Consider the following 25824-nt stretch of genomic DNA (forward strand, 5'->3'; position numbering starts at 1 on the left):
GCTCTGCTTACACCGAGAAAATACGCCGCCAATGTTCAGGTTCTGTTAGGGGTTTTTTAGGATTAAATAAAACCGGCAGTGCCATCTACCATGGCACTGCCGGCAACAAACGGGCTATTATGCTGATATTAGGGATCGATCAACGATTATCGAGCATCTTGGCGCCCAGTTTCTCCCCCTGCCATTTGATCTGGCGGATCATATCAAAGTTGCGGTCGATGGCCGCCTGGGGCAGGCGGGCAAAACCCAGCGACTCGGAAAGCTCCTGGCCGTCGGTGATGGCCCAGATCAGAAATTGCAGCAGGGCTTCAGCCTGGGCGCGATTGCTGATCGCCCGGTTCTTTTCCAGATTCTCATAAACCAGCATCCAGGCAAAACCAGCCGCCGGATAGCCGTCCGGCGCCGGGGTGTTGGTGAAAAGCACCCGGGTGTCGGTGGGCAATTCGATATCGGCGGCGGCGGTGGTGGCTGCATAGCTGGGCTCGATCAGGTTGCCGGAAGCATTGACCACATAGGCAAAGGCAATATCATTGAGCAGGGCGTAGCTCAGCGAGTTGTAACCCAGGGCACCGGGGGTGTTCATCACCACCCCGGCCACCCCTTCGTTGCCGTTGCCGCCAATACCGGTGGGCCAGTTGACGCTGGTGGCAAAACCCACCCGGTTGGCCCATTCCGGGGAAACCCGGCTCAGGTAACTGGTCCAGATATTGGTGGTACCGGAGCCATCGGAGCGATGCACGATGGTTACCGGCAGGACCGGCAACCGCACGCCGGGGTTGAGGGCGGCAATTTTGGGATCGTTCCAGCGGGTAATCTTGCCCAGGAACAACTCCACCAGCACCTCACCGTTGAGCACCAATCCTTTTTGGATGCCGGGCAGGTTGTAGGTGGGAACCACATCGGCCAGGGTGATCGGCAGGTTGAAGGCGTTACCGCCAGTCCGTTGCTTAATGTTCGCCATCACCTCGTCGGAGAGAAAGGCTTCGGTCATGCCGAACATCACAGTCTGCTCGATAAACTGGCGGATACCGCCACCGGAACCGATGGACTGGTAGTTGAGGGTGACCCGGCCATTGGTTTTGCTGCGGTATTCGTCGGCCATGGCGGTAACCAGCGGGGCCGGGAAAGTAGCCCCGGCACCGAGTAGATCGACGCGCTGGGCGGCGGCCGAGCCCGCCCCCACAGTTACGGTGAGCAGGGCGGCGGCAGCCAAAGCTGAAAGCCGACGCCAAAGTTTGCCAGTGGAACTTTTGTGAAACGTTAACATTATGATCCTCCTTAATAATTTTTTCTTAGCCGGCGCCCCAAACCCGGGACCATGACGGCCATCGCCAACCAGCCTGCACATCTTGCTGCACCTTGCCGCATTGTGTTGTCCACATAATGCGGCACCTGTGTTCAGGTTTGATTAGGCTTTCTTTCGGAATTGTTAAGCGTTGAAAAAGTCCACCGCTCATTCTGGCCCAACCTGTTATGATGGTGATCATTCCTATGGCTGCGGGGCTTTTTGAGCAGCTTCAGGCTTAAGAGACAAAGCTCTTAAACGATGAACCAACTTATTGATCGTGGGATTTTATTTATGCGCTGGTCACCACACCGCTTGATCTGGCAGCTTTACCCCAGCCAGTTACTGGTTGCCCTGGTTGCCCTGCTGGCTGTTTCCTGGCTGGCCGGCAGCGCGATGAAGGGGTTTTACAAACAGCAGGTGGCGGCGGATCTGGAGGCCCGGGCCGCCCTGCTTCACACCAAGGTGGTCGAGCTGGTGGCGGCTGGCGAGTTGAGCCAACTGCAGGACTACTGCCGGGAAGCCGGTGCCGCCGCGGCCACCCGCCTGACGGTGATCGCCCCCGACGGCAGAGTCCTGGCCGATTCCGTCGAGCAACCGGCCCAAATGGAAAACCATGCCGGGCGCCCCGAAGTGGCCGCCGCCCTGGCTGGAGAGACGGCCAGCGCCGTGCGCTTAAGCCGTTCCACCGGCGACGAAACCCTCTACCGGGCTATTCCCTTGCGGCGGGATGAAACGGTCATCGGTGTGCTGCGCACCGCTCTGCCGCTGACTGCCGTCCAGCAGGCACTCCACGAGATTAACCGCCAGATCGTGATTGGCGGCCTGCTGATCGCCCTGATCGTGGTGCTGGTCGCCTGGCTGGTGGCCCGGCGCCTGAGCCGGCCGCTGGAAGAGATGCGGGCCGGCGCCGACCGTTTTGCCGCCGGCCATTTTGAGCGCAGCATCCGGGAAGAGGGCGCCGAAGAGCTGGCCGGGCTGGCCCGGGCGATGAACCGGATGGCCGCGCAACTGGCGACCCGCCTGTATACCATTGAGTACCAGCGGAGCCAGTTGCAGGCGGTGGTGGGCAGCATGGTGGAGGGGGTGATCACCGTTGACGGCTCGGCCCGCCTGCTGGAACTCAACCGGGCGGCCTCCCAGCTGCTGGATATTGAACCCAGGCAAGTCAGGGGGAAAAGCATCGAGGTGGCCATCCGTAACAGCGGTTTGAAAAAGTTGATCCGCCGCACTCTGACCGCCGACGCCCCGGTGGAAGGCGAGTTCGCCCTGCTCGACCTGCAGGGACGGGAACGTTTTTGCACCGCCCGCGGCAATCGCCTGCAAAGGGGCGCCGAACACTCCCCGGAAGCCCGGGCGGCCGGCAGAGGGGCGACAAGAGGCGCGAGCCGCCCCTTTTACACCGACAGCCTGAACGGCCAGTCGGAGATGATGCCGACTGGCGAGGCAAGCGACCAAGGCACACCGGGCGCGGTACTGGTTATCAGCGACCTTACCCGGATACGGCGGCTTGAAAACCTGCGCCGAGATTTTGTCGCCAACGTCTCCCACGAGCTGAAAACCCCCATTACCTCCATCGAGGGCTTTGCCGAAACCCTGCTCGATGGGGCCTTGGACGAGCCGGAACAGGCCCGTCGCTTCACCACCATTATCCTGCAGCAATCACGGCGGCTCCATGCCATCATCGAGGACTTGCTGGCCCTTTCCCGGATTGAGCAGGAAGGCAAGCGCCGGGCGACAGAGCTGGCCGAGTTGCCGGTACTGGAAACCCTGCAAGTGGCGGCGCGAACCTGTGCCGACCGGGCCGCCGCCCGGGAAATTACCCTGGAGGTGGATGCTTCTCCAACTTTACGAGCTTGGATCAACCCGGCCCTGCTGGAACAGGCCCTGGTCAATTTGATCGATAACGCCATCAAATACGGCCACGCCGGCAGGCCGATCAAAATCAGCGGGCAACCGGCCGGCGATGAAATCCTGCTCAGCGTCAGCGACCAGGGACCCGGAATCCCCAGTGAAGCCCTGCCCCGGCTCTTTGAGCGTTTCTACCGGGTGGACAAGGCCCGCAGCACCAGCCTGGGCGGCACCGGCCTGGGACTGTCCATCGTCAAGCATATCGCCCAGGCCCACGGCGGCCGGGTCGGCGTCCACAGCGTGCTTAACCGGGGCAGCACCTTCACCCTGTATCTTCCTGGAAACTCCCCGGATTCACGTCCTCATAACCAAACCCTAACGAAAAGCTAATAAACAGCGGCTAACTTGTTTCCTGTTGACTGGGCATCTGTTTAGCTGAAAACCACTGCTCACCTAAAAACAGGAAAATGTGATGACGCGCCTTATTCAGCCGGAAATTGAAAACATCAAGAGCCATATCGGGGAGATCGGCACCCTGATCGAAGAGAACCTGCAGCGGGCGGTCAAAGCGCTGCTGACCAGAGACAGCGATCTGGCACGGGAGGTCATTCGCCTGGACAAGGAAGAAATTGACCGGCAGGAAATTGAGCTGGAAGAAGCATGCCTGCGTATCATGGCCCGCCATCAGCCGGTGGCCGGAGATTTGCGTTTTCTGGTCACGGTGCTCAAGGTCAACGGCGACCTGGAGCGAATCGGCGATCTGTCGGCGAAAATAGCCGACAAGGTCCTGCAGATTGAGACGCTGGGGCCGGGCAGCCTGGAATCCAACGGGCTGATGCTGCCGGAGATGCTGCAGGCCATGTACAACAAAACCTTGAAAATGCTCCGCCAGACCATGGCGGCGTTTTTAAACGGTGATATCGACCTGGCCTACAAAGTCTGCCTCACCGATGACGAGGTGGATACCGACAAACGCGCCATCCGCGAAGAACTGGAAGTGATCATCGCCCGTAACCCGGCCCAGCACGTCTACCTGGCCAAGCTGCTGGGGGTTGCCCGATCGCTGGAACGCATCGCCGACCATTGCACCAACATCTGCGAAGATGTAATTTATATGGCCCAAGGGGAAATCGTGCGCCATCAGCCCCTGCACTAACCACCTAACCCAACCACCGCCTGGGGAGCAGCAATGACCACAGAGAGCAAGCCCGGGAAGCCCACTATCCTGATTGTCGAGGATGACGAAAACATCCAGCAGCTGGTGGGGTATAACCTGGTTAAGGCGGGTTTCCAGGTAATCTACGCCGACAACGGCGAGCAGGCCCTGGCCCTGGTCCAGCGGGAAGCTCCCGATCTGGTGGTGCTGGATGTGATGCTGCCAGGCATGGACGGTTACCAGATCTGCAAGACCCTGCGCCGGGACCCTCGTCATCGCTGGCTCCCCATCATCATGCTCACCGCCCGCAGTGACGACGATGACGTCACCGCCGGACTGGACCAGGGCGCCGACGATTACATCACCAAGCCATTCAGCCCCAAAATCCTGGTATCTCGCGTTAAATCAGCCTTGCGCCGGAGCCGCGAGCTGGACCAGGACGAAGATGGCGGCGTGCTGCGCCTAACCGAAGCGGGGATAGTCATCGATCCCCGCCGGCATCAGGTTTTGGTGCAAGACAAGCCGGTTTCGCTGACCATTTCCGAATTCAGCATTCTCGAACTGCTGGCCCGTAGGCCCGGCTGGGTCTTCAGTCGACAGCAGATCATTGACACGGTGCGCGGTTACGATTACGCCATCACCCCCCGGGCCGTCGATGTCCAGGTCTTCGGCCTGCGCAAAAAACTGGGCCAAGCCGGCGCCTGTATCGAAACGGTGCGCGGCGTTGGCTATCGCCTCAAGGCCTGAGTCCCAGCCGCCGCAAGATCGCTGGCGCCGGCCCCTGCTCCATCAGCTCGCCGGCGGCCAACACCCCGATCCGATCGGCGATCTTACGGGCCAGGCCGAGATCGTGGGTGATAAAAAGCAGGGTCAGGCCGCGTTCGGTTTGCAGGTGCAACAATAATTTCAGCACCTTGGCTTGCACACTGGGGTCCAGGGCGCTGGTGGGTTCGTCGGCCACCAGCAGGACGGGGTCGCCAATCAGGGCCCGGGCAATGCAGACCCGTTGCAGAGCCCCCAAGTTCAACTCGTGGGGGTAACGGGCCAGAAAGTTTTCCTCGGCCGGCAGGCTGACCTCGCGCAGGGCGGCGGCCACCCGCCGGCGCCGTTGCCCGGCGCTTAACTCCGGCTGCTGGATGCGCAGCGGCTCGGCCACGATCTCCTCCACCGTAAGACGATGACTGACCGCCCGGGCCGGATGCTGCTGCACCAGGCCGATCCTGCGCGCCAACCCCAAACGGTCGCGGCGCTGCCACTGCCGTAACTCACGGCCCTGAAAAAGCACCTGCCCCTCATCGGGCGACAACAGGCCGGCGGCCAACTGGGCCAGGGTGCTTTTGCCGGAGCCGGAGGGGCCCAGCAGGCAGAAGGTTTCCCCGGCCCGCAAGGTTAACTCGACAGGCGCCAGGGCGGTAACGCTGCCGTAGCGCTTGGCGGCCCCGCAAAACTCCAGTTGCGTGGCGATCCCGCCCCGCAGACAGCGAATCCAGTGCTCCCCCACCCGACTCAACTCCATTTCCCGGGCGGCGCAGGCCGCCACCGCCTGGGTGCAGCGGGGTTGAAAGAGGCATCCCCGAGCCGGCAAATGATGGCCGCTATGATGGCTGGCACTGCCCACCAGGTGGACATGGTCATGGTCATGGTCATGGTCATTTTCACCGCCATTACCCGGTAAGTGGTCGCGGGGTTGCTCCACGGCAACCGGGTGGCGGTGTGCCATCCGGTAAAGGGCGTCGCCCTTGATCCCACCCAGATCACGGTGACTCTCCCAGCCGGGGAAGGCCCGCCCCAAGGCCAGGGTATAAGGGTGGTGAGGCTCGCGCAGCAGGGCCTTGCCGGGCATGAGTTCCAGCAGTTGCCCCAGGTAGAGCACCGCTACCTGATCGGCCAGTTGCCGGGCCAGTTCCAGGTCGTGGGTGATCAGCAACAGGGTCGTTCCCTGCTCGGCGGCCTGCCGCAACTGGGCACCGACCAGGGCCTTGGCCTCGGGGTCCAGGGCGGCCGTGGGCTCATCCAGCACCAGATAGGGCGGCGCCATAATGGTGGCCATGGCCAGCAACACCCGCTGTAACTCTCCACCGCTGACCTGGTGGGGAAAGCGCTCGCCAAGGGCCGCCGGCAGCCCGACCCGCTCCAGCGCCGCCACGGCCGCCGCCCGCGCTTCCCGCCGCCCCAGCCCCCGGTGTACCTGTAACGGCTCCGCCACTTGGGCCAGCAACCGCTGCACCGGGTTGAGGGAGGCGCCACCGTTTTGCGGCACCAGGGCAATTTGCTGCCAGCGAACCCGATTCCAGCCCGCCTCATCAAGGCCGGCCAACTGTTGCCCGGCCAGAGCCATGCTGCCGCTTACTTCGGCAGCCGCCGGCAGCAGGCCCAGCAGGGCCAGGGCCAGAGTACTTTTGCCGGCCCCGGATTCTCCCACCAGGGCGGTGATGGTGCCCGGCGCCAGCTCCAGGTTCAGCCGCTCCAGGGCCGTCAACCGGTGGTCGGCATCGCGGTAGGTAACGCTCAGTTTACGGATTGTTAAACTCACCAGTGTTCCTTAAGCCTCGGGTCAAAAATTTTTTCCAGGCTCACCGCCAACAGCGTGATGCTCAGCAGCAGCATGGTCAGCAGCAGCACCGGCGGCAACAGCCAGTACCAGCCGATCTCCAGATAATAGTAGGGCAAGGCCCGGCCGACCATCATCCCCAGCGATTTGCGACCGGGATCAAACAGACCCAGAAAGCTCAGCGACGCCTCCATGAAGACCGCCATCCGCACCAGGGCGGCGAAACCGATCAGGTAGAGCGGGAAGAGTTCCGGCAACAGATGGCGGCCCAGCAGATAGAAGCTTGATCCCCCCATCTGGCGGGCGGCCAGCAGGTGGGAACGCTCTTGCAGGGTCAGGGCCTGGGCGCGGATCACCCTGGCGCTGGTGGGCCAGGCCATCAAGGCCAGCACCAGCGCCAGTAACCAGGCCGAGGGGCGCAGGTAGGCGGCCAGCAGGATCAGCACCAGTACTGCCGGAATCGCCAGCAGCAGGTCGGCCAGCCGCATCAGGCAGAGATCGTAAAGCCCCCGAAACCAGGCGCAACTGAGCCCCACCGCAACCCCCAACCCCAGGCCGAGCAGGCCGGTGAACAGACCGAAGATCAGGGTGTTGCCAAAGCCGGTCAGCAGCTCCGCCCAGATATCCATGCCACCGTCATTGACCCCCAGCCAGTGCTGGGCCGAAGGGGCGCTCAAAGGGACAAAATCCATGGCATAAGGGTCGTGCCGGATCAGCCAGGGCGAAGCCAGCAACAGCAAGCCCAGCGCCAAGGCCAAACCCGCCCCCAGCACAAACCAGGGATCACCGCGCAACCGGCGGTACAGATTCAAATGCATATCAGCAAACCATCATTTTTTATCGGCAAAATTTTCCACACGTGCGGTAATCGTTCAGCAGTGCCGCAGGTTCGGGCAAGCAGACCGGTGCAGCGTACCCCCTGTACGTAAGCCGGGCTGATCGCCCGAAGATGCGGTGCTGCTGAACGATTACCAAGTGCGGGGGTCAAGGCGGCCGTACAACAGTTCCAGGCCCAGGTTGACCGCCAGCAGAGCCAGGATGGCGGCCAGCACGATCCCCTGAACCAGCGGCAGATCCCGCAGGGAGATGGCCTGGTAAAGCAGCGTGCCCAGGCCCGGATAGGCAAAGAGGGTTTCCACCACCAGGGCGCCGGTGACCATAAAGGCCAGCCGCAGGCCAAAACGGGTAACCAGCGGCAACAGCACATTGCGGGCGGCATGGCGGTAGCGCACCCGCCACGGCGGCAGCCCTTTGGCCCGGGCGGTGACCAGAAACGGCTGCCGCAACACCAGCACCATGGAGGCCCGGGCCAGCAGGAAGTTGCCGGGAAACCAGGCCAGCACCAGGGTGGCCAGCGGCAGGAGCAGATGGCGCAGCAGATCGAGCAGCAGCCCGCCCGTCCCGGCCTCGGCATAGGCGCTGAGACCGCCACCAGCCGGCAGCCAGCCCAACTGATAGGAAAAAACCAGCAGCAGAACCACGCCCAGCGCCAGTTCCGGCACCCCTTGCAGGAGGGTCATGCTCCCCACCCCGGCCTTTTCCAGTCGCCCGCCCCGACGCCAGGCCGCCTCCACCCCGGCGATCATCCCCAGCGCGGTGGCCAGCAGATGCGCCCCGCCCATCAGCAGCAGGGTCCAGGGCAGGGCCGCCATGATCAAAGTAAACACCGGGGTTTTATGGGCCCAGGACTCGCCCCAGTCGAGCAACAGCAGGTTCTGCAGGTAGGAAAAAAAATTGTCGGCGGCGGCATAACGGGCCCGCAACAACTGCTCCTGGTCGGCGGTCAACACCACTTCCGCCCCGCCGTAAACGGTGGTGACATAATCCCCCGGCAGCAACCCCGGCAGGCGGTAGCCCACATAGACAATCGCCAGGGCCGCCAGCAGATAAACCACCCCCCGCCGCCACAATACACTCATCATTATCCCTGCCGGTCAACGTCCCTTTTTATTCACCAATTACCGACAGCTTGTTCTGGGGAATCGGGATGCCCTTACCGACTCCGCCGGGGGTGTAAAACCAGTCGATTCCCAGGCGGGGATTGTAAGCGACACAGGCGTCGGGATAGTAGAGGGGCATGGCCGGCAACTCCAACGCGTGCAACTCCTGGATGCGGTGCACCAGCCGGCGACGCTCGTCCGGCTCCATGGCCCGCAACTGGGTCGCCAGCAACTCCTCCAGCTCCGGGTTGGCGTCAAACCTGGCACTGTTGACCGAACCGCCACTGTAGTTGGGGCTGATCATCTCGTTGAGGATTCTGGCATCGCCGGCCACCCCGCCATGCCCGGAGAGCGCCAGGTCAAATTGCCAGTCTCTGATCCGCTGGTCGGTGACGGCCTGTTCCATGTTGACCAGTTCCACCCTGATCCCGGCCCGGGCCAACTGCCGCCGGATCTTCTCGCCGTCCCGGTTGGGCACGCTCTGGCCGCCGGCAGTGATATTGGAAACCAGCAACTCGACGATTAAGGGCCGGCCTTCCAGCTGATAAAAGCCTTCAGCGTCGGCTGTGTAGCCCATTTCCTCCAGCAGGGCCCGGGCTTTGGCCGGGTCGGGGGCATAGTCGGGAAGATCGGGGTTGTAAAGCGAGTGGTCTTTTGACAGCAGCCCGTAGGAGGCCGGGCGGGCGTGACCGCGCTGGGCCTGAGCAATCAGCGCTTCCCGATCGATGGCATGGGCCAGGGCCTGCCGGAAACGACGGTCGCTGAAGGGCGGGCGGCGGTGGTTGATCATCAATTTGCGGTTCCAGCCCCGCTCATCACAGAGCACGGTAAAATTTTGCTTTTTCAGTGCGTCAGCCATTTCCGGCTGAATCGCCGCCAGGTCCACCTCGCCCCGGCTCAGGGCCACCAGGGGCTGACTGCTGCGCAGATAAATCAGCCGCGCCGCCTTGGGTCTGCCTTGGTAATAATCGGCGAAAGCTTCATAAAGATAAGTACCCTGCACCTTATTGAAGTCGATAAACCGAAATGGCCCACTGCCGATGAAGGCGCCAGGCTCGGTAAAGCTGGTTGGCTCTTCCACTTCCCGCCAGATATGAGCCGGCATAATGGGCATGGTGCCTCCGATATCGGCCAGAAAGGGCGCATAAGGGTGCCGGAGAAAGATCGTGACCTGCCGCGACCCGGTCACCTCGGCGTGGCTGATCTCCTTCAGGTTCACCCAGGGTGTGGGATGGCGCTGGAAAAGGTCGATGGTGAAGGCGACATCGGCGGCGGTAACCGGGGTGCCGTCGTGCCATTGGGCCTGCGGGTTCATTTGAAAGGTAAAGGCCTGCCGTTGAGGCTCATAGGCCCAGGAGTTCGCCAGGGCCGGCACCAACTCGCCCCGGTGATCCTTCCAGACCAACGTGTCAAACACCCAGCTCATGTGGATATAACCCGGCCCACGGGGATAGTGATGAAAAGGATTGGGCAACCCCCAATCCCCCCGGCCATCGGCAATGCGCACCGTCGGTTCGCCGGCCCGGGCCGGGCCCAGCAGCGGCAGGAGGGTTAGGCAGATTGCCGCCAGCAGGATTGCCGGCCACAGACAACGATTAGAACTAGCTCCAGAATTCATTTCAGCCCTTTCCATAAAAAGTGTAACTGATCACGGGGTAAGCGTTCACAGGGTGCCGCAAGATGCGGTGCCCTGTGATCGCTTACATTAAAGTTTCTGGTCCACCCGACTAAAACAGGGAATACAGTAATGCTTGCCGGCCAAGCGGCGAGTTCGCGACTCCATGGTGCTCTCACCGCAGGAGCTGCAAATCAGGCTTTCCAGAATCCGGGCCGGGCTGGGCATGGTCGCCGGTGACTCACTCACCGTGAAAAGTTCATCCAGGTCGGCGGCCATGAGCCGCTGCCGGTTTTGGCGTTTAAGTTCGGCGGCTCGTTGCCGCTGGGTGTCATCCGCCTCACCGGCAAAGATTTTTTTCATCAACTCCCGCAACTCCCGGCCCGCCTCACCCAGGAAATCCCCGCAAAATACCGCCCGCAGCCCCCGCCCGGTGCTGCGGCGCTGAAAGCTGAAGGCCGTTTTGCCGTAATCCCGGTGAATCAAGTTACCCTTGCCCAGGGTGCAGCCGGTCAACACCTGGATGGCATCCACCCCGCACATATCGGTTTCCACCACCGCCACCAATGGATCGTCATCCCGGTGGACCCCCAACTCGCGGCAGCACAACTCGGCGGCCCGCATCCCGACCCACAACCCGGGGCATTCGTGGCCGTGAAAGGCCACCACCCGTTCAATCTGTCCTTGGCTCAAACCTTTATCCATAGTCTTTCTCCCCCATGACTGTGACGGATTTTTTTCAAAACCTGATATTACAAAGGAAAACTTTTTAATACTTACCCACTGAAGCAAGAGAGTCAAGGTAAATATGATCTTGCTCGACTTTGTGTTACTGATGACAAAACGAAAAAATCACCGGTTGCTCAATAACCTGGGCTGCACCGGCCATTATTATGCTTGACTGACCGCAACTGTTTCGGTAAAAGTCCCGACTTGAAAATAATTATCCAGGTGCTCGTTTGAGCTTGATAGGGAATCCCGTGAAAATCGGGAACGGGCCCGCCGCTGTGACCGGGGACGAAAACCGCATGGTGTCACTGTCCTGATTTTGCTTTACCCAGGGACGGGAAGACGCGGTGAGTAGAAAGAGCCGGAAGTCAGAAGACCTGCCTGGATAATCAGGTTACACCCCCGTGGAACAGGGGTGTTGCGTCTGATCTCGTGGAAAATCAGGGACTCCCCGGATCGATAATTTATCGGTTCGGGGTTTTTTATTCCCCGCAACCGGCAAAATTCGCGGAGGAATAAACATGACCTGCCATCCGACCAGCCCTACCGACACCACCCCTTTCATCGCTGCCAGGCACCGCCGGCCAGGGCTTAACAGCCGCCGGCTGCTTCCGGCCCTGGCCCTGCTGTTTTTGCTGGCGGCGCCCCTATTGCTCAACCCCGCCCCGGCCGCCGCCAAGGTCAACGTGCCGTCGGAAGAGGCGGCCATTGTGCTGGCGGTCTTCGGCACCAGCTTTCCCGAGGCCCTGCCCGGCATTCTCACCATCTACGACGAGGTCCAGGCCGCTTACCCCGAAACCACGGTGCGACTGGCCTTCACCTCCAACATTATCCGCCGCATCTGGCACTCCCGCCGGGACGATGCGGCATACCGGGCGGCGCACCCGGAAATTCCGGCAGAGATATTCACGGTCAAGGCGCCGCTGGCCACCATCGCCGACCTGGTGGACGAGGATTACGGCCATATCATCGTCCAGCCCACCCATATCGCCGCCGGCGAGGAATTCAGCGATCTGGCCGACCTGGTCCACGCCCTCAACACCGTCACCACCGTCAAAAAACGCAACCGGCCCTTCCAGCAGATCATCCTAGGCCGGCCGGCCCTGGGCCAACCGGGGATCAAGCACCCTTATCGCCAGGACCTGGAGCGGGTCGCCGCCCTCATGGCCGTGGATGTCGAGCAGGCCCGGCAAAACGGCAGCGCCCTGGTCTACATGGCCCACGGCAACCGCACCTTCTCCACCGGGGTCTTTTTTGAACTGGAACACCTGATGCGCCGGCATTACCCCGAGGTCGACACCTACTTCACCATGGCCACCGGCTTTCCCGAGATGGAATACACCGTCCAGCGCCTGCTCGACGATGGAGCGACCAGCGCCCTGCTGGTCCCCTTCATGACCGTGGCCGGAGATCACACCCATAACGACATGGCCGGCGATGACGACGACTCGCTGCGGTCGCTGCTGCAGGCCAAGGGTATCGACAGCACCGCCAAACTGGAAGGGCTGGGCGAGCGGCAGGATTTTGCCCGCATTTACGTGGAAAACATCCGCGACGCGGCCACCGCGGCCGGCCTGAAACTGAAGTAAAAAAAACCAGGTCGCTTGGAGCCGGGACGGGGGCCGCGGCAACCGGTAGCGGCGGGTTCGGCGGCGGCCGGGCGCATGGACGCGCAGGAGGCCGCCGCCGCCTCGGAGGCGGGCAGGATGCCCGCCGAGAATGAGCCGCTACCGGTTGTCGCGGCCCCCACCCCCTACCCACAACCAAATACATGGGCGCTTCACAGCCGAGCAGCCTGTTGAATGTTTACCGACAACCTTAAAGAAAAACGGAAAATTTCTTGCCTACTTGCCAACCATCTAGCCCGGCAGCCGTTACGGCCGACCGCGCCGGCGTCAGGGCGCCGCTCACCGTGCTGGTGCTGAGCGGCGCCCTGCTGGCCCTGACCCTGCTGGCCGCCGGGGCCGGCTACATGGAGATCGGGGCCGGGGAGATCATCCGGGTGCTGCTGGCCCAACTGGGCGGCCGGCCGGAGCTGCTGGCGGAGATCGACCAGGCGGTGCCCTTTGTTTTGCTTGAGGTCCGCCTGCCCCGGATTCTTACCGCCGCCCTGGTGGGGGCGGCCCTGGCGGCCTGCGGGGTGATTTTCCAGGGAATTCTGCTCAACCCCCTGGCCGATCCCTACACCCTGGGGGTCTCCTCCGGGGCCGCCTTCGGCGCCTCCCTGGCCCTGGTGGCCAACCTGGCCTTGAACGAATACTTTTCCGTTCCGCTGTTCGCCTTTGTCAGCGCCGTCATCACCCTGTTCATCGTGCTGCGGCTCTCCACCTTCAACGGGCAGATGTCCACCACCACCCTGATCCTTTCGGGGGTCATCGTGGGGGCCATTTTATCGGCGGGGATCAGTTTCTTGAAATACCTGGCCGACGAGCAGGTGGCGGTGATCGTCTTCTGGCTGATGGGCAGCTTCGCCTCCCGGGACTGGTTCGACGTGCTCCGGATTGCCGCCGTGCTGCTGGTCTCGGTGCTGATCTTCGCCTACTACGCCCGGGATCTGAACATCATGGCCCTGGGCGGCCGCACCTCCGACGCCCTGGGGGTGGAAACCGCCCGGGTGCGGACCATTTTGCTGGTCACCGCCTCGCTGCTGGCGGCGGTCTGCGTGTCGGTGTCGGGAATCATCGGCTTTGTCGGCCTGATCATCCCCCACCTGATGCGTTTTGTGGTCGGGCCGGACAACCGGCGACTGCTGCCGGTCTCTCTGCTGGCCGGGGCCTTGCTGATGCTGGGGGCCGACACCGTTACCCGGGCGGTGCTGCCGGTGGAAGTGCCCATCGGGGTGCTCACCGCCCTGCTGGGCGGCCCTTTTTTCTGCTTCATCTTCCGGCAGAAGCAGCGGAGGTACCGTTTTGGCTGACATGAACGGCTTTCAACTCCATAACGTCTTTTTCGCCTACGACGACACCACGGTGCTGGAAGAGATCAACCTGGAGCTGCCGCCGGGCCGTTTTTACGGCATTGTCGGCCCCAACGGCTGCGGCAAGACCACGCTGCTGGACCTGCTCACCGGCACCCGCCGGGTGCGGCGGGGCAGCGTGCTCTTCCAGGGCCGGGCGATCGGCGCTTACCGCCGCCGCACCCTGGCCCGCCAACTGGCCCTGGTCCCCCAGGAATACGCCATTGATTTTGCCTTCACCGTGGAGGAGGTGATCCTCATGGGCCGGCACCCCCACCTGCCCCGCTTCGGCCGGCCGACGGCAGCGGACTGGGAAATCATCGACCGGGTGATGGCGGAAATCGGGATCGATTACCTGGCCGGCCGGCCGGTCAACGAACTGTCCGGCGGCGAAAAACAGCGGGTGGCGGTGGCCCGGGCCCTGGCCCAGCAGACCCCCACCCTGCTGCTGGACGAGGCCACCGCCAGCCTGGATATCCGTTACACCCTCAATATCCTGGGGGCCTTGCGGCAACGGGTCAGCCGGGGCGAGCAGACGGTGATCGCGGTGCTGCACGACCTCAACCTGGCGGCGGCTTTTTGCGACCATCTGGTGTTTCTCAACCGGGGCCGCATCCAGGCCGCCGGCCCCACCGACCAGGTGCTGACCCCGGCCAACATCGCCCGGGTCTTCGGGGTGGAATGCGCCGTCAGCCATGACCGATTCAGCAACGCCCCCCGGGTGTCGTTCAATCTAGTAAGCCACAAACAGCCGCCGGCGGCGGCTGAGGCGTGGCAATGAGGAATTTGATGTTTTTTCCCGGCAATATATATCGCAAATTACTGTGGCCTTTGCCCGCCGCCCTGCTTTTGTGCCTGGCCTCCCTGTTGCCGAGCATCGGCGAGGCGGGGGCCGGCGACCGGCCGGCAGCAACCGCCGCAAAAGCGTCAAGCCCCGTGGTGCCCGTGGTAATTGACAACTCCGGCCGCGAAATCGTGATCGACCAGCCCTTTCGGCGCATCATCTCCCTTTACCCGGCCCACACCGAAAACCTGGCCTCGCTGGGGCTGGATCAGGAAGTGATCGGCATTGGACTCAGCGATGATCATCCGCCCCACCTGCTGGACCGGCCCCGCTTCAGCTACCGGGAAGATCCGGAGCGCTATATCGGCCACCGCCCGGACCTGGTGCTGACCCGGCCGATGATCGAGCGGGCCTACCCCCAACTGATCGCCAAGCTGGAGCAGGCCGGGATTACCGTGGTTTCCCTGCAACCTACTTCGCTGGCGGGAATTTTCGACTATTGGCGGCAACTGGGCCTGCTCACCGGCCGGCAAGAGGCGGCGGAAGAGATGATTGAGGAATTTCAGCGGGAACTGGCCGTCATCCGTGGGCAAGTGGCCGCGATCCCCCCGGAACAGCGGCGGCGGGTCTTTTTTTCCTCCATCCATCGCCAGATGAAGACCTTCGCCCCGCAAAGCATTGCCATCTTTGTGCTGGAAACAGCCGGGGGCATCAACGTGGCCACCGACGCGCCCCGGGTGCGCCAGACCAATATCGCTGACTACGGCAAGGAGCGCATCCTGGCCCAGGGCGATGAAATTGATCTCTTCCTGGCCCAGCAGGGCCGGATGAACCCGGTGGATCGGGATACCATCCGGCAGGAACCGGGTTTCGGCGCCATCCGGGCGGTACGGGAAGATGAGATTTATCTGGTTGACGGACAGATTGTCTCCCGCCCCACCCTGCGGATCATCGAGGGCATCCGCCAGGTGGCGACCCTGCTCTACCCGGATTTTTTTCGTGATGCCACTGCTTACAACCGGGAGAAAAAGCACCGATGACCGCCAAAACTGTAGAGCCTTTGGTTGTTGGAAGGGGGTGGGGGGCGCGGCAACCGGTAGCGGCTCATTCTCGGCGGGCATCCATGCCCGCCTCCGAGGCGGCGACGGCCTCCTGCACATCCATGTGCCCGGCCGCCGCCGAACCCGCCGCTACCGGTTGCCGCGCCCCCCGTCCAGAATTCACGCAGCTTGCACATTGCCCTGAAACGCCCCCCAAAGGAATCCTGGTGGCCGGCACCCACAGCGGCTGCGGCAAGACCACCGTAACCCTGGGCCTGCTGGCCGCCCTTACCCGGCGCGGCAACCCGGTACAGCCTTTCAAGTGCGGCCCGGACTTCATCGACCCCACCTTGCACCAACTGGTCACCGGTCGCCATTCCTGCAACTTGGACCCCTGGATAACCGGGCCCGAGTACGTCCGGCAACTCTTTCAACGCCACTGCCGCCCCGGCGAGCTGGGCCTCATCGAAGGGGTGATGGGGATGTTCGACGGCGGCAACTCTTCCGCCGCCGCCCTGGCCCGGCTGCTGGCCGTCCCGGTGGTGCTGGTTCTGGATGCCAAGGCGGCGGCGGAAAGCGCGGCGGCGGTACTCAAGGGTTTCGAGGTTTTTTCCCCGGATATCGCCCCGGCGGCGGTGATCCTCAACCGGGTGGGCAGCGAGCGCCACCGGCGGCGACTCTGCCGGGCCATCGAGCAGCACTGCCGAAGCGAGATCATCGGCACGCTGCCCCGCGACCTGGAGTTCAGCATCCCCGAGCGCCACCTGGGGTTGCGGATGGGTTCGGAATCACCGCTGTCAGCGGCGGCCCTGGACAAGCTGGCGGCGGCCATTGAACAGCATGTCGGGCTGGACCGACTGCTGGCGTTGGCTGGCAACATGGAGTCGGACCTGAAAGATGGGGATGCAAGTAAGCCCGTCGGGGGCGGTGCGTCGATCCCGGTACGGCTGGGAGTGGCCAAGGATGCGGCCTTTTGCTTCTACTACCAGGATAACTTTGCGTTGCTGGAAGCGGCCGGGGCCGAACTGGTTTTCTTCAGCCCGCTGGCCGACCATGCCCTGCCGCCCGGTTTGGACGGTCTTTATCTGGGCGGCGGTTACCCGGAACTGCACGCCCGGCAACTGGCCGCCAACCGGGAAATGTGCTCGAGTATCCGGGCGTTTGCCGAGGGCGGCGGGGTGATCTACGGCGAGTGCGGCGGCTTCATGTACCTCTGCCGGGGTATCGAGGATTTCGACGGGGTTTTGCATCCCCTGGCCGGCATTTTCCCGGTGCGGGCCGCCATGGGCCGCCGCCTGGCCGCGCTGGGGTACCGGGAGGCGGTCACCACCCGGGATGGGCTGTTCGGCCCCGCCGGCACCCGGCTGCGGGGGCACGAGTTTCATTATTCCCGCACCGAAGCCATGCCGGAACATCTGGAGCAACTGTACCACAGCACCAACCTCGACGGCGGCGCGGGAGCGTCGGGCTGGCGCCGGCACAACACGGTGGCCGGCTACCTGCACCTGCATTTTGCCTCCAACCCGGAGGCCGCCGCCGCCTTCGTCAAAAATTGCCGAGACCATAAACCATGAGCACCATCATTCAGCAGATCAAACCGGCGGACATCGAGGCCGAAAGCTTTCGCATCATCGACCGTGAGCACGGCGCCCACCCTTTCGACGCCGCGACCTGGAGCGTGGTGCGGCGGGTGATCCACGCCACCGGTGATTTTTCCTTTGCCGACACCCTGCGTTTCGCCCCCGGCGCCCTGGCCGCCGGCCTGGCCGCCATCCGGGCCGGCAAGAACATCCTCACCGATGTCAACATGACCGCCTCCGGGATCAGTAAACACCTGCTTGCCCGTTACGGCGGCAAGGTGCTTTGCGGGGTGGCCGACCCGGAGGTGGCTGAACAGGCCCGCCGCCGGGGACTGACCCGCTCCGAGGTGGCCATCGACCTTCTGCTGCCGGAAAATATCGGTATTGTCGCCATCGGCAACGCCCCCACCGCCCTGCTGCGGGTCATGGAACGGCGGCAAACCCTGGCGCCGGAACAGCGGCCGGAGTTGATCATCGGGGTGCCGGTGGGCTTTGTCAACGCCGCCGAGTCCAAGGAGCTGTTGAGCCAACGGGAATACCCACATATCACCGCCCTGGGCCGCAAGGGCGGCAGCCCCACGGCGGCGGCCATCGTCAACGCCCTGCTGCGCTTGGCCGTAGCGGAGTCCGGCTGAATGGCGCGGCGCCTGAGAAGTGGCTATACCACCGGGGCCTGCGCTGCGGCGGCGGCCAAGGCGGCGGTGATGTTTGCCGGGTCCGGCACGGCGCCGGAACAGGTGGAGATTCCTTTTCCCGACGGCAGCCGCCACGCCTTCTCCGTGCACCGCAGTTGGCAACAGCCGAGCCAGGAGGAAGGAAAGTCTCAGCCAGCCGGGAAATTCGGGGAATTGGGGTCAGACACCAATTTGGGGCAACAACCGGCCGCTACCGGCTTTGCCGCCTCCGTCATCAAAGACGCCGGGGATGACCCCGATGTCACCAACGGGGCGGAGATCGTCGCTCTGGTAGAACCGGCGGCCAAGTTTGAGTCCCTGACCGGTTGCGGCCAAGATTGCGTAGAACTGGAGGACCGCGATTCCGACCCACCGCCAAAGGCGGGATCAAGGGAACAACCCCAAGTAAGCGGTCACGGGGTGCCGCAGATTGTGGCAAGCGGGACGGCGAAGCGTACCTCAGTACGTGAGCCGGCCCGATCGCCGCAAGATGCGGTGCCCCGTGATCGCTTACAAATATTGCTTTGCCGGGGGGACGGGGTGGGCTGGGTGAGCAAGCCCGGCCTGGCCATTGCGCCGGGGGAGCCGGCCATCAACCCGGTGCCCCGGCAAATGATAGGGGCGGCGGTGCGGGAGGCCCTGGCGGAAACCGGCGCGCACACTGCCCGCAATTTTTGCCCGGCGGCCCTGCGCATCACCATCGCCATCCCGGGAGGGGAAGAGCTGGCGACCAAGACCTTGAACCACCGCCTTGGAATCATCGGCGGGCTATCCATCTTGGGGACCACCGGCATCGTCCGCCCGGTTTCCGCCGAGGCCTGGACCGCCACCATCGCCGCCTCGCTGGACGTGGCCAGGGCGGCGGGGCTTGGGGAAGTGGTGCTGGCCACCGGCCGGACTTCGGAAAAGGGCGTGCAGCGGCGGCTCAAGTTACCCGACGAGGCCCTGGTGATGATGGGCGATTATTTGCATTTTGCCCTTACCGAGGCGGGCAAGCGCGGTTTCAGGCAACTGCACCTGGCCGGGATGTGGGCCAAGATCGTCAAGGCGGCCCTCAAAATTCCCCAGACCCATGTTCGCCACGGGGCCCTGGAGGTGCGGCAGGCCGTCGAACTGCTGGCGGAGCTGGGGGCTTCCCCGGAGCTGACGGCACAACTGACCGGCGCCAACACCGCCCGGGAAATCCTTAGCCGCCTGCAAGCAGCCGGGGCCGATGAGCTGGTCGACGGTGTCTGCCGCCGCGCCGCTGCCTACGCAACAGCAACGGCCGGCATCCCGGTAACCGTCTACCTGGTGGACAGCCATATGAAAATAGTGACCCGGGTGGAGAGCGGACAATGACCACAACAAGCATCATCGTTATCGGCGTTGGCGACCAGGGCCTGAGCGACCGGCAACTCCGGGCCCTGGCCGGCTGCCGCTGCCTGGTTGCCGGTGAGCGCCACCGCCCCTTGGTCGCCGGGTTGCAAATTCCGGTGGTGCCGGTCACGCCGCTAAAGGGTGCCCTGACCGCCATTAAAGAACATCTGCCCCAGGGCAAAGTGGGAGTGCTGGCCAGTGGCGATCCCCTCTTTTTCGGGATCGGCCGCACCCTGCTGCACCATTTCGCCCCGGAGCAACTGGAGTTCATGCCGGCTCTCTCCACCGTGCAGCAGGCCTGCGCCCGTTTCCGGCTGCCTTGGGACGATGCCCGGGTCATCAGCCTGCACGGCCGAGAAGCCGGCGAGACCGACCTGCTGTTGAACACCGGCGCCCTGCTAGCGGCGCCCAAGACCATCATCTTCACCGACGGCCGCCGCTCGCCGGATTTGATCGCCACCCGGCTGCGGGACTACCTGGCGTTGGTGGGCGCCGACCGGCTGCTGGCCGCCACCCGGGTGCTGGTGGCGGAAAACCTGGGCGGTGCGGGAGAACGGCTGATCACCGGCAGCCTGGGAGAGATCGCCGGGCAACGGTTTGCACCGCTGAATATAATGGTGCTGCAACGGGCCGCAGAATCCGCCGGCGGCGGTCGGATCAGCGCCGATCTGCCCGCCGCCTTGGGCCTGCAAACCGAGGAAATCCGCCACAGCCGTGGGCTGATCACCAAGGATGAGGTGCGGGCCGTAACTCTGCACAAGCTGCGCCTGCCCGCCACCGGCGTCTGCTGGGATATCGGCGCCGGCAGCGGCTCGGTAAGCCTGGAGGCATCCCGGCTGGCTCCCGGCCTGGCCATATACGCCGTGGAGCGACGAGCGGAAGAGTTGGCCAACATCAAGGCCAATATCGTCAAGCTGGCCGCCTACACCATCCGGCCGGTGGCCGGCGAGGCCCCGGCGGCCCTGGCCGCCCTGCCGGACCCGGACCGGATTTTCATCGGCGGCAGCGGCGGCCGCCTGGCGGAGATTCTCGCCGCCGCCCTGCCCCGCCTGCGTCCCGGCGGCCGGGTGGTGATCAACGGGGTCACCGCCGCCACCAAAGAAGAGGCCCCGCGCCTGCTCCGGCGGCACGGCTGCCCGGTGGAAGTAACGGAAGTCAGCATCAGCCGCCGGTGGGAGACGGACGCCATAACGGCGGACGATACGGCCGGGGCCGGCACCGCAACCAGGCTCAACCCCATCAACATTATTTGCGGCCATAAACAGTGACCATAAAACCGCTTCAACAAAATGAGAAAAGAGCTGAGCAAAATGGATCTTAAAAGCGAACCGCCAACAACCGGTTGCACCGCACCGTCCTCTTCGGAAACTTCGAACGCGCCGAATGGACGACCACAACCGGCCAAGGGACCAAGCCCTGCCAAACCCGCCATGGTCGGCACCCTCCATGTGGTCGGGGTAGGTCCTGGCGACCCGGAACTGCTGACCATGAAGGCCGTCCGACTGCTTAAAGAAGCAGCGGTCTGGCTGGTGCCTAAAGCAAACCGGGAGGGCGACAGCACCGCCCTCAATATTCTGGCCCAAGTGGTGGACCCCGCCGGTAAAGAGGTGCTGGCCCACCACTTCCCCATGCTCAAGATCCGCATGAACCAGCCCCCGGCCCCGGAAGTGGCCGCGGCCTGGCGGGCGGCGGCGGAGCTGGTGCGGGAACGGCTGGCGGCCGGGCAGGATGTGGTCTTTCCCACCCTGGGCGATCCCGCCATCTACAGCACCGGCTTTTATCTTTGCGAAACCCTGCTGGAACTGGCCCCCCAGGCCAGGGTGGAGATCATCCCCGGGGTTTCGGCCATGGGCTCGGCGGCGGCCTCCATCCGGCAACCTCTCTGCCTGGGCGACGACCGCCTGGCGGTGCTCCCGGCCACCTTTGAAAACGGCCGCCTGCGGGAAACCCTGGAAAACTTTGAAACCGTGGTGCTGATGAAGGTCCACCGGGTGATGGACCGGCTGGTCCCCCTGCTGGCGGAAATGCGGCTATTGGACAAGGCGGTGCTGGTGGAAAAATCCGGCCAGGAGGGCGAGCTGATCAGCCGCGACCTGAAGGCCGCCGGCCGGCGGGAGATGCACTATTTTTCCACTATCATCATCAGAAAATAAAGATCTGACTCCACCCGAAACCATAAGAGGAGCAAGTGAATAACTCCACCAACATCATCCATTTTGTCGGCGCCGGGCCCGGTGATCCCGAGCTGATCACCGTCAAGGGCCGGCGGCTGCTGGCCGAAGCCGAACTGATCGTCTATACCGGCAGCCTGGTGCCGGAAACCCTGCTGGTCGGCCTGACGGCGGAGATCCACAACTCCGCCGGGTTGACCCTGGATGAGGTGATAACGCTGCTGGCCGAAGGCTGGCGGCGGGGTCGGCGGGTGGTGCGGCTGCATACCGGGGATCCGGCCATTTACGGGGCCATCGGTGAGCAGATGGCCCGGCTGGGCGAGCTTGACATTCCCTGGCGGGTGGTGCCGGGGGTCAGTTCGGTCACCGCTGCCGCCGCCGCGCTCAGCGCCGAGTTGACCCTGCCGGAGGTGAGCCAGAGCGTGATCATCACCCGCCGGGGCGGCCGCACCCCGGTGCCGGAGCGGGAACAACTCCCCGCCCTGGCCGCCTGCCAGGCCACCATGACCATTTTGCTGAGTGCCGGCATGATGAACGAGGTTACCACCGATCTGCTGGCCGGCGGCTATCCCCCCGAAACCCCGGCGGCGGTGGTGGCCAACGCCAGCCAGCCGGAGGAGCGCATCGTCCGAGGCACCCTGGCCGACATTGCCGACAAGGCACAGGCGGCGGGGATTACCAAAACGGCGATCATCGTGGTGGGCAAGGTGCTGACGGCGGGCGCGCCGCCGGTGATGTCCAAATTATATGACCCTGATTTCTCCCACGGTTACCGGTAGATGAAAATCGGTGTCTTGGCCATGACCGCCGGGGGGCGGAAGCTGGCGGCGCGGCTGGCGGCGGAGTTGGAGGGGGCCGAGCTGGTGCCGGTGGACGGCGGGATCAAGGCTACCCTGGCCGGGGCCTGGTCCCGTTACCAGGGCCTGGTCTGCATCATGGCCGCCGGTATCGTGGTGCGGGCCGTCGCCCCGCTTTTGCGGGACAAATACCATGACCCCGGCCTGGTGGTGGTGGATGAATGTGGGCAACATGCCATCAGCCTGCTCTCCGGCCATCGGGGTGGGGGCAACGAACTGGCCCGGCGGGTGGCCCTGCTCTGCCGGGGGCAGGCGGTGATCACCACCGCCTCCGAGGTGCTGGGCCTGCCCGCCCTGGACCTCTGGGCCGAGGACCGGCAACTGGTTCCCGCCACTCCGGAAGTGATGACCCGGGCCGCCGCCCGGCTGGTCAACCGGGGCACTCTGCGGGTTTACAGCGAGGAGACGGCGGACGAGCTGCCCGCCGGGCTGGAGCCGGTCGCCGAACCGGGGGCGGCGGAGCTGATCATCTCCATCCATGACCATTGGCCGCCGGGCACCCTGCTGCTGCATCCCCGCTGCCTGGTGCTGGGCATCGGCTGCAACCGGGGCACCCCCGCTACGGAACTGGCAACGGCCATCGACGAACTGCTGGCCGCCCACCGGCTGGCCCCGGCGGCCATCCATAACCTGGCCAGCATTGATCTGAAACAGGACGAACCGGGCCTGCTGGAACTGGCCGCAAGCCGCCGCTGGCCCCTGGTTTTTTACAGTAAAGACGAACTTAACCAAGTGGCCGGACTCAAGCCGGCGCCGGCGGTGCTCAAGGCCACCGGGGCCGGTGGGGTGTCTGAACCCGCCGCGCTGCTGAGCAGCGGCAACCAACAACTGATGATAAGGAAACAAAAATGGCGCAACGTGACTCTGGCCCTGGCCCGGGCAAACTTTACCTTGTCGGCACCGGCCCCGGCGGCCCGGAACACCTGACCGGGGCGGCCATCGCCGCCATTGGCGAGGCCGACTGCATCATCGGCTACCACACCTACCTGGAACTGATTCCGGAACTGCTGGCGGGCAAGGAGGTGATCTCCTCCGAGATGATGAAGGAGGTGCAACGCTGCCGCCGGGCCCTGGAGCTGGCCGAGCAGGGGCGCAAGGTGGCCCTGGTCTCCGGCGGCGACCCCGGCATCTACGCCATGGCCGGGCTGGTCTTCGAGCTGGTCCGCGAGGGACAGGCAAAACGGCCGGCGGACAGTGAACTCCATCCGGCCGGCGACACGCCCGGCGACACGGCAGTCGCCCCGCCGGCGGCTTGCCTGCCGGTGGCCATCGAGGTAATCCCCGGCATCGCCGCCCTTAACGCCTGCGCCGCCAGGCTGGGGGCGCCCCTGATGCACGACTTTGCCGCCGTCAGCCTGTCGGACCTGCTCACCCCCTGGGAGACCATCGCCAAACGATTGCAGGCCGTGGCCGCGGCCGATTTCGTCACCGCGATCTACAACCCCCGCTCCAAACGGCGCACCGAGCAGATCGTCCAGGCCCGGGAGATTTTTCTTGCCCATCGCGACCCGCAAACCCCGGTGGGCATTGTCACCGCCGCCACCCGGCCGGAGGAAAAGATCATCCTGACCACCCTGGCCGAGATGCCGCTGGAGGCCATCGGCATGCAGTCCACGGTGATCATCGGCAACTCGCAGAGCTACACCTGGAACGAGCTGCTGATTACCCCCCGGGGCTACGGCCGTAAATATAATTTGCAACCGACGGCATGACCACCATGTTCCCTGTCAACCACGACCATAAAAAGGGCAACTCCCGCCGGGCCGCCGCCATCATGCTCCAGGGCACCGGCTCCGATGCCGGCAAGTCGGTGATGGCCGCCGCCCTGTGCCGCATCCTGCTCCAGGACGGCCTGCGGGTGGCGCCGTTCAAGGCCCAGAACATGTCGCTCAACTCCTTTGTCACCCATGACGGCCTGGAAATGGGCCGGGCCCAGGTGGTCCAGGCCCAGGCGGCCAGGCTCGACCCCGACGTGCGGATGAACCCGGTGCTGCTCAAACCCTCCAGCGAGGTGGGCAGCCAGGTGATCGTTAACGGCCAACCGGTGGGCAACATGAAGGTGGCCGAATACGTGGCCTACAAGCCCCAAGCGGCGGCCGCCGCCTGCCGGGCTTACGACGAACTGGCCTCGGAGTACGACGTCATCGTGCTGGAAGGGGCCGGCAGCCCCGGCGAGATCAACCTCAAAAGCCATGATATCGTCAACATGGAGATGGCCCGCTACGCCCAAGCGCCGGTGCTGCTGGTGGGCGACATCGAGCGGGGCGGGGTGTTTGCCTCGCTGGTCGGCCATTTTGAATTGATGGAGCCCTGGGAGCGGGAGTTGCTGGCCGGTTACCTGGTCAACCGTTTTCGCGGCGATGCCACCCTGCTGGACCCGGCCCTGGAGTTTATGCTCAGCCGCACCGGCCGGCCGGTGTTGGGGGTGGTGCCCTATCTCGATGATCTCGGCCTGCCCCAGGAGGATTCGGTGAGCTTCAAGCAGGGGCTTTACAGCCGTAAAAAAACCGGGCCTACCGATCTGCGCCTGGCGGTGATCGACCTGCCCCATATCTCCAACTTCACCGACCTGGAACCCTTCCTGGCCGAGCCGGACGTGGCCATCAGCCTGGTGAGGCGGCCCGAGGAACTGGGTGAGGCGGACGCCCTCATCCTGCCGGGCAGCAAGAACGTCATCGCCGACCTGGACTTCATCAAGCGCACCGGCCTGGACGGCGCCATCAAGGCAGGGGCGGCGGCGGGCAACTGCGAGATCATCGGTATCTGCGGCGGCTTACAAATGCTGGGCCGGACCATCGCCGATCCCCTGGGCCTGGAAAACGCCACCGGCCATGTCAGCGGCCTGGCCCTGCTGCCTCTCGAAACCACCTTGGCCCCGAACAAAACCCTGGTCCAGCGGCGCTTTACCCACCTGGCCTCGGGCCTTGAGGTTCACGGCTACGAGATCCACCACGGCCAGAGCCGGGTGGAGGGAGCCCCGGCCCTGCGGGACGGCGCCACCCCGGAAGGCGCTTGCTCGCCCAACGGCCGAATCTGGGGCAGCTACCTGCACGGCATCTTCGACGCCGACCACTTCCGCCGCTGGTTCATAGACCGTCTCCGGCGGCGGCGGGGCCTGCCCCCGCTGGTGGCAATCCAGGCCCCCTACGACCTGGAACCGGCCTTCGACCGCCTGGCCGCCACCGTCCGCCAGTCCATCGACATGAAGCAAATTTACCGCCTGCTGGATGGGAGGAACGGATGACGCCGGATTATGGTAAACTTGAGCCAAGGCCG

Annotated in this window: 22 protein-coding genes and 1 riboswitch; of the genes, 16 read left to right on the top strand and 6 right to left on the bottom strand. The window is 64.2% G+C overall.

Annotation, left to right across the window (positions count from 1 at the left end; all coding sequences use genetic code 11):
* Positions 1-139 precede the first annotated feature (139 nt).
* A complete protein-coding gene (gene pstS, locus DAAHT2_RS08005; RefSeq protein WP_013163789.1) occupies positions 140-1267 on the bottom strand; it encodes a phosphate ABC transporter substrate-binding protein PstS in 1128 nt (375 codons plus the stop codon).
* A gap of 312 nt (positions 1268-1579) precedes the next feature.
* On the opposite strand from pstS, the gene DAAHT2_RS08010 reads away from it, so the two are divergent.
* The 3 genes from DAAHT2_RS08010 to DAAHT2_RS08020 all read left to right on the top strand — a co-directional run bounded on the left by DAAHT2_RS08010 (position 1580) and on the right by DAAHT2_RS08020 (position 5039).
* Positions 1580-3526, top strand: coding sequence for a sensor histidine kinase (locus DAAHT2_RS08010; RefSeq protein ID WP_013163790.1), 1947 nt, complete (start codon positions 1580-1582; stop codon positions 3524-3526).
* Positions 3527-3608: 82 nt separating this feature from the next.
* Positions 3609-4292, top strand: coding sequence for a phosphate signaling complex protein PhoU (phoU, locus tag DAAHT2_RS08015; protein ID WP_013163791.1), 684 nt, complete (start codon positions 3609-3611; stop codon positions 4290-4292).
* 33 nt (positions 4293-4325) lie between these two features.
* Entirely contained in the window at positions 4326-5039 is a 714-nt protein-coding gene (locus DAAHT2_RS08020; RefSeq protein WP_013163792.1) for a response regulator transcription factor, read from the top strand.
* Here the strand turns inward: DAAHT2_RS08020 and DAAHT2_RS08025 are convergent.
* From DAAHT2_RS08025 to DAAHT2_RS08045, 5 genes are all read right to left on the bottom strand, one after another.
* Positions 5029-6825, bottom strand: coding sequence for an ABC transporter ATP-binding protein (locus DAAHT2_RS08025; RefSeq protein WP_013163793.1), 1797 nt, complete (start codon positions 6823-6825; stop codon positions 5029-5031). The two genes, DAAHT2_RS08020 and DAAHT2_RS08025, sit on opposite strands and share 11 nt — an antisense overlap.
* Positions 6822-7661 (bottom strand): ABC transporter permease, encoded by an 840-nt coding sequence (locus DAAHT2_RS08030; RefSeq protein WP_013163794.1) that lies wholly within the window; start codon positions 7659-7661, stop codon positions 6822-6824. Before DAAHT2_RS08030 ends, DAAHT2_RS08025 begins: the two co-directional genes overlap by 4 nt.
* Positions 7662-7811: 150 nt before the next feature.
* Positions 7812-8765 (bottom strand): ABC transporter permease, encoded by a 954-nt coding sequence (locus DAAHT2_RS08035; protein WP_245526838.1) that lies wholly within the window; start codon positions 8763-8765, stop codon positions 7812-7814.
* A gap of 25 nt (positions 8766-8790) precedes the next feature.
* The gene (locus DAAHT2_RS08040; RefSeq protein WP_013163796.1) at positions 8791-10401 is read right to left on the bottom strand and encodes an ABC transporter substrate-binding protein; all 1611 of its coding nucleotides are present in this window, start codon (positions 10399-10401) and stop codon (positions 8791-8793) included.
* An 87-nt stretch (positions 10402-10488) separates the two neighbouring features.
* A complete protein-coding gene (locus tag DAAHT2_RS08045; protein ID WP_013163797.1) occupies positions 10489-11103 on the bottom strand; it encodes an FmdE family protein in 615 nt (204 codons plus the stop codon).
* Between the two features lie 227 nt (positions 11104-11330).
* Positions 11331-11526, top strand: a riboswitch (cobalamin riboswitch).
* Between the two features lie 122 nt (positions 11527-11648).
* Between DAAHT2_RS08045 and DAAHT2_RS08050 the strand changes: the two genes are divergently transcribed.
* The 13 genes from DAAHT2_RS08050 to DAAHT2_RS08110 all read left to right on the top strand — a co-directional run bounded on the left by DAAHT2_RS08050 (position 11649) and on the right by DAAHT2_RS08110 (position 25792).
* Positions 11649-12716 carry a sirohydrochlorin cobaltochelatase gene (locus DAAHT2_RS08050; protein WP_013163799.1) on the top strand — a complete coding sequence of 356 codons (1068 nt, stop codon included), beginning with the start codon at positions 11649-11651 and terminating at the stop codon, positions 12714-12716.
* A 251-nt stretch (positions 12717-12967) separates the two neighbouring features.
* Positions 12968-14044 (top strand): FecCD family ABC transporter permease, encoded by a 1077-nt coding sequence (locus tag DAAHT2_RS08055; RefSeq protein WP_013163800.1) that lies wholly within the window; start codon positions 12968-12970, stop codon positions 14042-14044.
* Position 14045: 1 nt separating this feature from the next.
* Positions 14046-14864 (top strand): ABC transporter ATP-binding protein, encoded by an 819-nt coding sequence (locus DAAHT2_RS08060; RefSeq protein ID WP_218915080.1) that lies wholly within the window; start codon positions 14046-14048, stop codon positions 14862-14864.
* On the top strand, positions 14861-15907 hold the full coding sequence (locus DAAHT2_RS08065) for an ABC transporter substrate-binding protein (protein WP_013163802.1): 1047 nt from the start codon (positions 14861-14863) through the stop codon (positions 15905-15907). The genes DAAHT2_RS08060 and DAAHT2_RS08065 overlap by 4 nt, the downstream gene beginning before the upstream one ends.
* Before the next feature lie 83 nt (positions 15908-15990).
* Complete coding sequence (locus tag DAAHT2_RS08070) at positions 15991-17481, top strand: cobyrinic acid a,c-diamide synthase CobB (protein WP_245526839.1); 1491 nt, start codon at positions 15991-15993, stop codon at positions 17479-17481.
* Complete coding sequence (locus DAAHT2_RS08075; protein WP_013163804.1) at positions 17478-18122, top strand: precorrin-8X methylmutase; 645 nt, start codon at positions 17478-17480, stop codon at positions 18120-18122. The genes DAAHT2_RS08070 and DAAHT2_RS08075 overlap by 4 nt, the downstream gene beginning before the upstream one ends.
* Complete coding sequence (gene cbiD / locus DAAHT2_RS08080; protein WP_013163805.1) at positions 18123-19502, top strand: cobalt-precorrin-5B (C(1))-methyltransferase CbiD; 1380 nt, start codon at positions 18123-18125, stop codon at positions 19500-19502. It abuts the gene before it with no gap.
* Positions 19499-20788, top strand: coding sequence for a bifunctional cobalt-precorrin-7 (C(5))-methyltransferase/cobalt-precorrin-6B (C(15))-methyltransferase (locus tag DAAHT2_RS08085; RefSeq protein ID WP_013163806.1), 1290 nt, complete (start codon positions 19499-19501; stop codon positions 20786-20788). The genes cbiD and DAAHT2_RS08085 overlap by 4 nt, the downstream gene beginning before the upstream one ends.
* A 162-nt stretch (positions 20789-20950) precedes the next feature.
* The gene (gene cobI / locus DAAHT2_RS08090) at positions 20951-21673 is read left to right on the top strand and encodes a precorrin-2 C(20)-methyltransferase (RefSeq protein ID WP_013163807.1); all 723 of its coding nucleotides are present in this window, start codon (positions 20951-20953) and stop codon (positions 21671-21673) included.
* Between the two features lie 35 nt (positions 21674-21708).
* Positions 21709-22470: a precorrin-4 C(11)-methyltransferase gene (gene cobM, locus DAAHT2_RS08095; RefSeq protein WP_013163808.1), complete on the top strand. Its 762-nt coding sequence runs from the start codon at positions 21709-21711 to the stop codon at positions 22468-22470.
* On the top strand, positions 22471-23475 hold the full coding sequence (locus tag DAAHT2_RS08100; protein ID WP_013163809.1) for a cobalt-precorrin 5A hydrolase: 1005 nt from the start codon (positions 22471-22473) through the stop codon (positions 23473-23475). It abuts the gene before it with no gap.
* Positions 23397-24260: a precorrin-3B C(17)-methyltransferase gene (locus tag DAAHT2_RS08105; protein ID WP_013163810.1), complete on the top strand. Its 864-nt coding sequence runs from the start codon at positions 23397-23399 to the stop codon at positions 24258-24260. The genes DAAHT2_RS08100 and DAAHT2_RS08105 overlap by 79 nt, the downstream gene beginning before the upstream one ends.
* Positions 24257-25792 carry a cobyric acid synthase gene (locus tag DAAHT2_RS08110; RefSeq protein ID WP_013163811.1) on the top strand — a complete coding sequence of 512 codons (1536 nt, stop codon included), beginning with the start codon at positions 24257-24259 and terminating at the stop codon, positions 25790-25792. The genes DAAHT2_RS08105 and DAAHT2_RS08110 overlap by 4 nt, the downstream gene beginning before the upstream one ends.
* The last annotated feature ends 32 nt before the right edge of the window (positions 25793-25824 follow it).

The sequence above is a fragment of the Desulfurivibrio alkaliphilus AHT 2 genome (genome assembly GCF_000092205.1).
Lineage (GTDB): Bacteria > Desulfobacterota > Desulfobulbia > Desulfobulbales > Desulfurivibrionaceae > Desulfurivibrio > Desulfurivibrio alkaliphilus.